We start from the raw sequence: 10,938 nt of genomic DNA on the forward strand, positions 1-10,938 counted from the left end.
CCAGCACTTTCTCAGTATGGCGCAACTGGCCTGTATTCGGCGTATCCTGCAGCGCCACTTTTCAGACACAGCCTAGTTCATGCATTGGCTGAACCGACTACTTAAGCCGTTGATGCGTTATAGTGCGAATCGCATCTGCCAATTTGCCTATTACTCTGCGGGTAAGGCGAAGGCCTTGAAATGCCATCCTGTCATATGAAGTATTTCCTTGCACTAGTGCCGCCAACCGAATTAGCAAAGCAAATAGACTTGTTCCGGGCTGAATGGGGCCCGATAGGTTTGCCTGCCCACATTACTGTTAAGGCTCCCAATTCCTTGTCTACAGCGCGGCTTTGGCTTCCCCAAGTGCAAGCGTTTTGCCAGGGCGCTGCTCCCGTACCCGTCTGCCTCGATGGCATTGGGCAATTTTCTTCCTCGGTCGTGTACTGGCGGGTGGTGTCCGCTGGCGTGCTGGCGCTACATCAGTCGCTGCTGGCCATCATCAACCCGCCGCTCGCCGAGCGCACTGTTTTTTTTGAAGGCCCCGCCTATGTGCCACACCTCACCCTCGCGCACTTGAGCGAAAGAATGAATGCTGCTACACTCACAAGTGTGCACCAGTGCGCGTCCGAGCGCTGGCGGCAACCAGTAGACTTCGTCGCGCAAATCGTACGGGTGTACCGGTCCAGCGGCACAAACCAAGCCTACGAACCCTACTTGGATGTGCCCTTAGCCGGGAAATCCGTCGCATGACAACGAGACAGGCCCGCTGCTGTGCGGCGTGTCCACGGAAGCCCGCCTGAAAAACGACGGTCTGATAAAGTTGGAGAAGGCTTGATGATTTACTTTCAAATCCACTCAGCAACAGCTTATCTTTCAACCTTAATTTCCACCATTGTTTCCACATGCCCACACATTCTACCCTTCGAGATGCCCATGGGCAGCCCGTTCGTTTATTTCAGCGTGCCAATAACGCGGCCAAGGCCGTGGACCAGTTAGTGGGCATCTGCACCGGCATCCTGGCCGATGGCGAAGTGAACGAGAACGAGGCCGTCTTCTTCGCGGAGTGGGTACGCAAGCACGCGCCCGCCGAACCCGTGTGGCCGTTCACGGATATTCTCCAGCGCCTTGAGCGCATTTTTGCCGACGGTGTCTGTGACGTGGAAGAAAGAGCAGAGCTGAAAGACGTAATGGAAGCGCTCTGTGGCTTCACGGAAGAGCCGCTGCCCATGGCCGAAAACTTGTCGACCACCCTGCCGCTCTGCGTACCGCAGCCGCCTATAGTATTCGCGAATCAGCAATTTGTGGTGACCGGAAAGTTTGCATTCGGGGCGCGGACTGCAGTATTCGATGCCATCGCCGCCCTGGGCGGCCAGCCCATTGACACCGCGCCGACCAAGGCAACAAATTATGTGGTCATCGGCGTCTTCGCCAGCCGGGACTGGGTGAACACCAGCCACGGCCGCAAGATTGAGAAAGCCGTCCAGCTCCGGGAGAAAGGCACGGCCATCAGTATCATTTCGGAAGAGCACTGGAAGCAGTACGTGCGCTAAACCAACTTAAAACACGCGTTCGGGCACGAAGCGCCCGAATGCGTGCGCTACTTATGAAGGATTGGTACCGGCCGGATGCGATCTGGGAATATTTTGGCATTAAAGCCCGGGAAGACTACGTGCAGCAGTACGTCTTCGAAGCGCGGTTTCACGCCGGCGTGCCAGAGGATATCCTACGCGCTTATGCCACCGCAAGCCAGCTCATGGCCCAGGCCTGGCACCATTATCCACTCTACGATGAGTCCATCACGAAGCTGCTGTTCCTTGTGGAAATGGCCGTCAAGCTGCGTTGTGCCCAGGTAGGCATAACCCTTTCTACAACGAATGCGACGGGGCGGCCGCGCGCCAAGCACCTGCAGAAACTGATTGAGGAGTTAGCCCAGTTGGAGCCTCATAAAGCCGGGCAGTTTCAAAACCCGCTGGACCATGCGCGCACCTTGCGTAACCTGGTTGCGCACCCGGGGCACTACAGTCACGCCGGGACCATGCTGCGTCATCACGTTCAGCCGCTGGTAAATCTGCTGAACCTGCTTTCTCTGGACGAAGCCGCAGTCATGCGTGCGGCGGATTATTTATCACAGCTGGAACAGCAGTGCCAAGCACTGGGAGAGGGACTCATGGGCTTGGAATGGAAAGGCAGCAACATTCTCCTCACCCGGGCCTGGCCACTGCGGGCCCATTGAGTGATGAACGAGTGGCGAGTTATTTGGGCTTTTTCCCCGCTTATCCCGAACATCCTCGATGTTGTTTCGCGCCACCAAATGGCGCCGCCCTTGCTGCTGGCAGTAACGGGCATGGAAACTGGGAAAGGCAACTTGGTTGGAAAAGAGGTAGAATCTGCCAGCTCGGTGAAGCTTGAGCCCGCTCCAACGGGACTCAATCAACTGCTTTTACCGCGCTATACTGCCGACTATGAGCAGGCATCGGAGGAGGACCGCCGGGTTTTTGTTTTCTCTAAACAGCATGAAACGCTGCGACTGGAAGCCGAGATGGTCTACACCCATTTCTGGCAATGACAGCTTAAAGCCGACTTCTGGAAAAGGATAGACAAGAGCTGTTCTTGCCAAGCACAAACTGCTGATTGATGTTGACTTGTACTTTTTTTGGAGGCAAGTTCCATATCCTCAGCACAATACTCACTTACACCAGCATATTTCTTTCGTCGGATGGTTTCTCCTGCATCTGGTTCTGCGACCCAGCAGCCCACTCCGGCTCCTCCGGCCTGGTCTAATGTGAACCTGTGGCCTCACCAAGTCGAAGCAACTCAATTGGTGGTAGATTACCTGACGGCAAGCGTGCCGGCTGCTGCGCTGGTACGTATGCCCACGGGAAGTGGTAAAACGGCCATCATGGCGGCAATAGCCCAATTAATGCCCAATGTGCACAGCGTGCTGGTAGTTGCACCGTGGGTGCAACTCACTAAGCAGCTGAAAGCAGAGATTGCTGCCGAAGTATGGCGCAAGTTAGGCATTACCGCATGGCCGGCTTTAAAATCCGTTTATGAGTTTCGAGCAGCCGAGGCAGCTAAGGTGCTTATCAAGGCCGGCGGGGCGCCGGCTGTCTTTGTTTGCACCAACCAATCGCTGGAACGTCTGCACGCGGCCAGCCTCAACGCCGGTTCAAAATACCCCGGTAGTTATGCCGCGCTGCAAGCTAAAATTGATTTGGTACTCGTAGACGAGGGGCACCGAGAACCCGCTCCGCAGTGGGCGAAAGCAGTGCGATCGCTTGGCAAGCCAACCGTGCTGTTTACGGCCACGCCGTATCGTAACGACCACCGGCTTTTTAACATCGCCGACGCCCACGCATATCAGTTCCTGCACCAGTCGGCCGTAGCGGGCAACTTCATCCGCCACGTCGAGTTTCGAGAGGTGAGCTACGGGGAAAGTCCGCAGGCCTTTATCGATGCACTGCTCCATTTTTTTACCGGCGATTTTCAATCCCTTAAACCTTCAGCGGTCACGCAACCGCGCGTAATTGTCCGTTGCGCCACTAGCGATGACATCCGGGAGGTCACGGCTCACTTGCGCCGGCACGGCCATGCCGTCGTCGAGGTGCACGACAACTTTTCCGACGATGACGAGCGGTCCTCCTACCGGACTGTGCCCGACCCAGGCCAGAATGCAGCTGTTTTTTGGGTGCACCAAAACAAGCTTATTGAGGGAATTGACGACCCGGCGTTCTGCTTATTAGCCGTCTACCAGCCCCTGGCCAACTCCCGGGCCTTGATTCAGCAAGTGGGACGCATCCTGCGCAACCCGGGGCGGCAGCCCGACCAGCAGGCGTACGTGTTTAGCCACCCCCGCCACAAGCTGCGCTTTAAGTGGCAAGCCTATGTTGCTTACGAGGCAGGGTTGGGGGGAGGCCGCCACGAAGCCGGCCCAAAGGAGATGTTCGCACGGGTCAGCGAGATTCAAAACCACTTGGTTTACTTGGATGGCAATTACCGCGAGCGCTTTTCGGCTGACAATCCGCAGTTTCATGAACACCTGGCCTTTCGGCTAACAGCCAGCATCTTTAGGCCAGCAGTAACCTTTTCATTGATAGCTTTACGCGACGAGTTAGCGGAGGAATTGGACGAAGATGACTACGTACTGACCAATGAGGTTAGCCCGGAGCCGGGGACCATTGTCTTGCTGTATGCGAAGTGCCATACCTCTCCTTTGTTGTTTGACCAGACGTTTTTGGAATTCAATCTGGGCTACGCCATTATCCGCCAGCAAGGCGGACGGCTGTTTTTCTACAATACTTCGGGCGCAACGCCCGCTTACCTACTGGAGCATGCCCAGCGGGTAGCTCCCGAGCAACTGGAGCGGCTGCTGCCCGCAGGGGCCTCCCGGGTATCGCAGGTGTCGCTGCTGAACAGCGACCTGGGCAACTTTAGCGTCCGTCGCCGCAGCCTCAGCGCCCGCGCAGTTGAGAGCCTGGCCCCGGGGCTGGCCGACTACGCGCACTTTTGCTCGACGGTGTCCGGTACCGTTAATACCGGCAACCAAGTGTTCCGTCGCCGGTATGTTGGCTTTACCCGAGGCCGCGTCACGCAGCTTACTACCGACCCCGTGCATTACCGGGACTACATTCAGTGGCTGGATGAAGTGGCCACGGAGTTGGATGCCAATCAAACCAAGGGGGCGGACTTATTTAATCGATACGCGGCCTACTGTCCCGCGCCCGTCAATCCTCAGCCGAGCCACATCCTGCTGGATATGGAAGACATCCAGGATGAGTATGTCACGCTTGAATCGGTGGGCACAGACAGTCCAGTCGAACTGCATTTTGATGATACCTGTGCGGACGTTACCAACGACCAATTTGAATGTAGGGTGAATAACAATACCATTCAGGTTCGCTTACTCTACCATGCCGAACGGAAGCGGTTTGAGTTGGTTTCTTCCGACCTGGCGCAACTGCATGCTCATCAGGGCGCGCAGGCTACTCGCCGGCAGAGTGTCCTGCATTTCCTGAACGCTCGACAGGCGTTCCGGATAATTATCGAGGACGGCTTTATCTACGCGCACGGCCAGTTCTTCAAGTCACGGCTGCCCCTCTGGGGGCGCCGCTCCACGGGTAAAATTGACTTGGTGGATATTCTCATTGGCTTACCGGCGCTGGCTAACATAACCAGTGAGAAAGGCATAAAGAATCATCCCACTTGGACTAGCACCGCTGCTTGGCAGCCAGGCAGCTTGTTCAACTACATCGACGATAGGCAACCATTATCGTCTTTGTTTCAATCTCAAACCTTTAACCCGGACATTTTAATCTGCGACGACTTGGGTAACGAACTGGCGGATTTTATTGCGGTGCAGCTGAATCCTCCGCGCATTGCCCTCATTCACGCCAAATACAAAGAGGCCACTGACCAAATATCCGCTTCTGCGTTCCACGAGGTATGCGGGCAAGCCGTCAAAAACCTGGGCGTTTTAAATCCGCAGTGGGACGGCAAGTTAAAAGACTCCCGAATCTGGACCAAAGCCTGGAAACTCAAGGACGTTGGGCAAGTGAGTCCACGCACCCGGGTAAATTCTACCAGCCTGACTGGACAAAAGCTGTGGCAGGAGATTCACAAGGTTGTGCGTCATCCATCAGCTACCCGCGAAGTGTGGATTGTCATGGGGGACGGAATGTCTAAGCAGGTTTTCGAGCGGGAGCGCCTCAAGCCTAAACCCAAAGGTCAGATAATTCAGTTTATCTACCTGTTGCATTCCACATGGAGCAGTGTATCCGCTATAGGCGGACTGTTCAAAGTTTTCTGCCGCCCGTAGTGGAACCACTCGTCAACTGTTTATAGGCAGGGTCACCTTTTAATGTAGGCCGCTTGACAGTTCGTCTCAGTAGGCGCACTGGCATACAATTGGGACCGATTATCGGTACTAATCTAATATTTACCCGTGCTCCTTGCTTTCACCTAGCCCCACAACCAGCGATATTTTCTAGGCGCCGTTCAATCTCTAACCGACGCTCGTGTCCCGAGCCGTAAGGCAAGGTCCATTTTACGACCTCTCGAAAATCCGGGTAGGCTAAGCCCCTGCTTGATGGCCGCCTGTACCTCGGCCGCCGCAGCCGCTACTTCGCTGGTCAGCTCGCGGTGGTTGTCGACTACATGCACCAAGTCCTCCAAGTCTTGGCTCAGCCGCAGGTCCGCAGGCCCACGAGCTTGGTGGCCACGAAATACACCGGGTGCAGGCGTGGGCCAGTCGGCGTCGTTAAGTCCATTGTGCATTTGCAAGAGGCTGATTTACAATGGAAAATAACTTAAACAGCTTCTTAGAGCAGTTTCACCTTCACCGTAACGAGTTAAAAGATGGGGTGTCAGCTTGTTAACTCTTCGCTTTTAACTTCCTCAAAGCCGTGCCCTGACGTTGAAAGCGCTGTGGCTACACACTGATCGGTGAGGACTGGACTCAACTAGATCCAACTAATCCTGCTGTTCGTCCTGAGCTGCACGTCGTTTGTCCAAGCGGTCCTTGCCGGGATGAGGAAGCGGTCGGAAGCCGGGATAGCTTTGCTTAAGAAGTATCTCGCTTGCCACGCCTGATTTTGGGCTTTTTGGGCAAGTCTGCTTTCAGCCACTTTCCTTTTTTACCCATTCCTCTACACCAACATGAATACACACTTTAAGTATGTAGCCTTAGGTTTTCTGGCCACGGCGGCTCTTTTCACGGAATCTTGCCAGAAGAAGGCAGTGGAGCCCTCCGCTCCTTCAGAAGAGCCCATTACCGATGCGGTTCGCGCCCAGATCAAAGCACTGGGCTTCTCCAGCCTTGATGCACGCCGCACAGAAGGCGGGTACGTGGTCGAAAACGACATTTTTCTGACGCCGGCTGATTTGACCGCTAAGCCGAGCACCACGAACCTACGCGTGGGAGACGAGGAGCAGTACCACACCAATAACCTGGTGAGCGGGTTGCCTCGGCAAATAACCGTTAGCATGGATGTGGCTAATTTCCCGGTCTCGTACCAAAGAGGGCTCGACGAAGCGATTCGTCGCTATAACGCGCAGAACTTGCGCGTAACTTTTAGGCGCGTTTCATCGGGTGGCATGATCAAAGTGCTCAAGTGGAGCGAGGGCGGCGCGGTCGCGGGCTTTCCCAGCGGCGGCAACCCGTACGGCACCATCAAGGCGAACCCGGCCTCGCTGGGTAATATCAACAGCGTGAATTACGCGGCGACGGTGCTGTCCCACGAGATGGGGCACTGCATCGGATTTCGGCACACCGATTACGCCACGCGCCGGAGCTGCGGCAGCGGAGGAGGCGAATCGGCTGGCTCGGCTGGCGCCGTGTTTATACCAGGAACTTCCGCCGGCTTCGAGGCGAAATCCTGGATGCTGGCCTGTCAGGACGGCGGCGACCGGCCCTTCACCGCCAACGACGTAAAGGCGCTAAACTACTTGTACTAAGTGCATAGGCTGTACTAAGCCACTAGTTGGGGGGTTCTGCTTCGGGCACTTCGCAAAGCACTGCGCAACCCGAAGCAGAACCCCTTATGACGCCAGGAGAAAAGACCAGGCAGAAAGTCAACCTGGCTTGGTCAAGAAACTTGATTTTTCCTGACAGAGAATCGCGCCCTCTGTACAAGAAGACCGGGTTTTCTTCTCTTCTCACAGGTAAGTAGTCAACCAGCAGTAATTGTAGTATTTTAGCACGGCCTGCTTCATCTGGCGTCCTGCCTCAGCAGGACGCCAGATGAAGCAGGCCGTGCTTTTTCGGACGCTTACTTAGGCTCCGGGGCTAACTCACCAGCACCTCCGTCACCCGGCTAATGTCGCCGCTCACTTTTTGCAGGAAGGTGAGCTGTTCCAGCAGCAGCTTATCATCGGGCGCGACGGGCACCGTGGGCTCGGCGGGGCCCAGCTCGGGGGCCGGCTCGGCCGGGGCGGGCGCGATTCGGGCCAGGCTTTTCTGCAGGCCAGCCAGGGCACTGGTGAGGGCGCGGCGGCTCTCGGGCGGAAAGGGCGGCACGGCGGGCGCGGCCTGCCGCAGCGTATCGGTGAGGGCGGCGATGTTGGACGACAGGATGTGGTTCAGCACCACGAACTCGTAGATTTGGCTGGGGCGGTGCTGCTTGCTCCTGGGCTCGGTGAGCATGCGCTGGAAGGCCGCCGCGAGGTTGGCCCCGCTCACGTACACGGCTTTGCGCAGCAGGCGGTACTCGTTGGGCGGCAGGGGCCGGCCCGCCAGGCGGCTGGCCAGTTGCCGCAGGTAAGCCAGGTTAGCCCGCAGGGCCGCCGCCATCAGGTCGGTGAGCTGCTCCGACTCCCAGTTGGGAAACAGGAAGTAACCGGCCCCGAAGGCAATGGCGCAGCCCATGAGCGTATCGATGATGCGCTCTTCCGCCACGCCCAGGTAGTTGAGCCCCAGGAAGCTGAACAGGATGAGCAGGTAGGCCGTCAGGAATATCACTGTCACCACGTACTTGGTGCGCTGAAAGCTGTACGCGATCACCATAAACACCACCAGCACCGCGAAGCGGGCGTAGGGCCACGGCACCAGCCAGAGCATGGCCGCCCCCAGCGCGCCCCCGGCCAGGGTGCCGACGATGCGCTCGGTGTTGCGCTGCCGGGTGAGGCTGAAACCGGGCTTGAGCATAATGGTCACCGTCATCAGGATCCAGTAGTTGTGGCGGCTGTGCCAGAGCCATTCGGCCACGGCGAAGGCGGCGAGGCAGGCCAGCATCATGCGCACGGAGTGGCGGAAGACGGAGGACTTCAGCGTGAAGTTCTGGCTGAGGGCCTGCCGCTCGATTTCCTGGTGGGCCACGAACCGGGCGTGGTCGGCGGCGCGGTTGGGGGCGGGCGCGTTGGCGGTCAGGCTTTCGTCGAAGTAGCGGCGGATGTTGCCCACGCGCCGGATGATGTCGCGCAGGTTAACCAGGATTTTCTGCAGGACCCGCGGACTGCCTTCGGCGGGGGAGTCGGCTTTGAGGGTGCTGATGCGGGCTTGCAGGCGCCCCCACTCGGCGGTCAGGTCGGGCCCGGGGCCCTCGTAAGGCCGGTTAGCCTGGATGGCGATGCCGAGGTGGTCGAGCTCGGTGGCGATGTGGCGGATGAGCGTGGCCACCTCCAGCAGCACGCCGCTGGCCCCGAACGCCTCGCGCACCGTGCGGTAGTCGTAGTAGCTCACGGTGATGCGCTCGTACAAATCCACCGTCTCGATGAAGGTGAGCACCAGGCGGCGGCCCGTGCTGGTGGTTTCGTTCACAATCTGGCGGGTCCGGAAGAGGAAGTCGCGGGTCGCTTCCTGCTTTTCATTCACCACCACTTGCTGGGCCACGAGGCGGCGGTAGTCGTCGTCGAGGTCGGTCGCGGGGTTGTAGAAGCGGGCTTTCAGCTCCAGGAACCGCGCCAGCGCGTGCACGCACTCGCCCAGGGCCTGCTGGGCCGGCCGGTAGGGCCGCACCTGGTAGGCCACCACGGCCAGGCCCGCGTACCAGAGCCCCCCGAGCAGCAACAGCCCCGCGTGGCTTAGCGCCTGGCCCAGCGCGGGGGGATGGGCCAGCAGCAGCACCACGTTCAGCAGGCCGGCCGTGCCCACCGCCCCTGCCCGGGCGCCCCACACCAGAAACATGGTCAGCAGGAAGCTGAGCCCCCCAATCTCCAGCCCTAGCAGCCACCCGCTGGTGGCCGCTACGCTCGTGAGCAAGGCCGTGCCGAACACCAGCCCCAGCGCGGCCAGCATGCCGTTGCGGCGGTGGGCCGGCGGACCCGGGGTGTCGGTCACGCTCACGCAGACGGCCCCGGTGGCAATGGTGAGGCCCACCTCGAACTGCCCCCACTGGGCCAGCAGCAGCGCGGGCAGCAAGATGGCCAGCGTCGTGCGAACCCCATCGGAGAAAGGCTGCCCGGTAAAGAAGTAGTGCAGGCTACGCGTTGGCTGGTTCATGCCTCAAAGCGGGTGATGCGGCAAGTAACGCACAAAGCTAGCTTATCAGCCTTTCTACCGGGCCTTTGCCAACCCCATTCTGACTTGATGAGATGATAGTGTTTGGCTAAGGGAGGTTTCCGAAGACAGTGAATCCAGCGCGAGCTAACCACCGCGGTATGGGTGCGGTTGGAAGTAGGTAGTACCGTCGTCTCAGGTGAGTTCGTGACCGGCTCACCAGCTTAGCCGGGGCCTCCGCACTTAGCGCCTATCCGGAAAATAAGCAGCACGTCCGGCTCCTCTGGCGTCCGCTTGTCGAAGCATCTTTACCGAGCAGTAAATCATTCGGTTGGATCTACTCTCGCGGTCGGGAGGCTGCGACTTCGCAAACGCCAGAGGAGCCGGACGTGCTATTTTTCTAGGACTGGCATTTTTCGGATAGGTGCTTAGGAACAAGGGATTTTGTCGTTTGTCCTACTGCTGAGGTTGTTCATCCAAGCGGGTGCGTCCGGTATTAGGGGGAGAGATGCCTCTTGGGCAAGTTTGTAGTATTACCGGAGCTAATCATTGGCTGACCTTACTTTCTACATATGAAACCACAATCTGTCCAAGTTACGACCGCTGAGCGCGCCTACTGCGCCTGCCCATTACAGCAGCTACGCGATGGTGCCGGCCGACCAAGTGATTGCCTATCTGAATTTCCCGGATAGCGCTACAGACGACACCTTGCGCCTCCTCTACCAGTGCCGCTGAAGCTTCGGCTCGCAGGCTGGGTCGCTCTGTCGCGGGGCAACTCGCTGGCCCCACAGGCTGTCAGCCGCCCGCGCGGCTCCTGCATCACAATCAGCCCCAGCCCGGCGGCCTCACCCCGCTGTACGGGCGGGCTAACGACCAATACCCCCCGGCGACCGGTGGCCCCTCTGGGCGGGTAGTAAACTGGCTTGCCCGGGCTGCGGCAGCAGGTGTACTAGGCTGTACGGACAATTATCTTTGGGTTCGTGAGCAATCTGGATGAAATCAGTGACCGGGCATGGGCGGCGTTG

8 protein-coding genes are annotated in these 10,938 nt (G+C 58.3%); 6 read left to right on the top strand and 2 right to left on the bottom strand.

Annotated features, from left to right (window positions below):
- The first annotated feature begins 195 nt into the window (after positions 1 to 195).
- The 5 genes from IC235_RS21875 to IC235_RS21895 all read left to right on the top strand — a co-directional run bounded on the left by IC235_RS21875 (position 196) and on the right by IC235_RS21895 (position 5,797).
- Positions 196 to 732, top strand: a complete 537-nt coding sequence (locus IC235_RS21875; protein ID WP_191007349.1) for a 2'-5' RNA ligase family protein — start codon at positions 196 to 198, stop codon at positions 730 to 732.
- A 152-nt stretch (positions 733 to 884) separates the two neighbouring features.
- Complete coding sequence (locus tag IC235_RS21880) at positions 885 to 1,532, top strand: BRCT domain-containing protein (RefSeq protein ID WP_191007350.1); 648 nt, start codon at positions 885 to 887, stop codon at positions 1,530 to 1,532.
- A 53-nt stretch (positions 1,533 to 1,585) separates the two neighbouring features.
- On the top strand, positions 1,586 to 2,215 hold the full coding sequence (locus IC235_RS21885) for a hypothetical protein (protein ID WP_191007351.1): 630 nt from the start codon (positions 1,586 to 1,588) through the stop codon (positions 2,213 to 2,215).
- A gap of 3 nt (positions 2,216 to 2,218) precedes the next feature.
- Positions 2,219 to 2,548 carry a hypothetical protein gene (locus tag IC235_RS21890; RefSeq protein ID WP_191007352.1) on the top strand — a complete coding sequence of 110 codons (330 nt, stop codon included), beginning with the start codon at positions 2,219 to 2,221 and terminating at the stop codon, positions 2,546 to 2,548.
- A 150-nt stretch (positions 2,549 to 2,698) separates the two neighbouring features.
- Positions 2,699 to 5,797, top strand: coding sequence for a DEAD/DEAH box helicase (locus tag IC235_RS21895; RefSeq protein WP_191007353.1), 3,099 nt, complete (start codon positions 2,699 to 2,701; stop codon positions 5,795 to 5,797).
- A 179-nt stretch (positions 5,798 to 5,976) separates the two neighbouring features.
- Here the strand turns inward: IC235_RS21895 and IC235_RS21900 are convergent, their stop codons facing one another.
- Entirely contained in the window at positions 5,977 to 6,255 is a 279-nt protein-coding gene (locus tag IC235_RS21900; protein WP_191007354.1) for a hypothetical protein, read from the bottom strand.
- 381 nt (positions 6,256 to 6,636) lie between these two features.
- On the opposite strand from IC235_RS21900, the gene IC235_RS21905 reads away from it, so the two are divergent.
- Positions 6,637 to 7,434, top strand: coding sequence for a M57 family metalloprotease (locus tag IC235_RS21905; RefSeq protein WP_191007355.1), 798 nt, complete (start codon positions 6,637 to 6,639; stop codon positions 7,432 to 7,434).
- 331 nt (positions 7,435 to 7,765) lie between these two features.
- On the opposite strand, the gene IC235_RS21910 is transcribed toward IC235_RS21905, so the two are convergent.
- Positions 7,766 to 9,916, bottom strand: coding sequence for an FUSC family membrane protein (locus IC235_RS21910; protein WP_191007356.1), 2,151 nt, complete (start codon positions 9,914 to 9,916; stop codon positions 7,766 to 7,768).
- Positions 9,917 to 10,938 lie beyond the last annotated feature (1,022 nt).

The organism is Hymenobacter montanus (assembly GCF_014699115.1).
GTDB lineage: Bacteria > Bacteroidota > Bacteroidia > Cytophagales > Hymenobacteraceae > Hymenobacter > Hymenobacter montanus.

Excerpts from the sequence above, each read along its gene's own strand:
- IC235_RS21905 (WP_191007355.1), top strand. The coding sequence starts at position 6,637 with ATGAATACACACTTTAAGTATGTAGCCTTAGGTTTTCTGGCCACGGCG.
- IC235_RS21910 (WP_191007356.1), bottom strand. The coding sequence starts at position 9,916 with ATGAACCAGCCAACGCGTAGCCTGCACTACTTCTTTACCGGGCAGCCT.
- IC235_RS21875 (WP_191007349.1), top strand. The coding sequence starts at position 196 with ATGAAGTATTTCCTTGCACTAGTGCCGCCAACCGAATTAGCAAAGCAA.
- IC235_RS21900 (WP_191007354.1), bottom strand. The coding sequence starts at position 6,255 with ATGCACAATGGACTTAACGACGCCGACTGGCCCACGCCTGCACCCGGT.
- IC235_RS21890 (WP_191007352.1), top strand. The coding sequence starts at position 2,219 with ATGAACGAGTGGCGAGTTATTTGGGCTTTTTCCCCGCTTATCCCGAAC.
- IC235_RS21885 (WP_191007351.1), top strand. The coding sequence starts at position 1,586 with ATGAAGGATTGGTACCGGCCGGATGCGATCTGGGAATATTTTGGCATT.
- IC235_RS21895 (WP_191007353.1), top strand. The coding sequence starts at position 2,699 with ATGGTTTCTCCTGCATCTGGTTCTGCGACCCAGCAGCCCACTCCGGCT.
- IC235_RS21880 (WP_191007350.1), top strand. The coding sequence starts at position 885 with ATGCCCACACATTCTACCCTTCGAGATGCCCATGGGCAGCCCGTTCGT.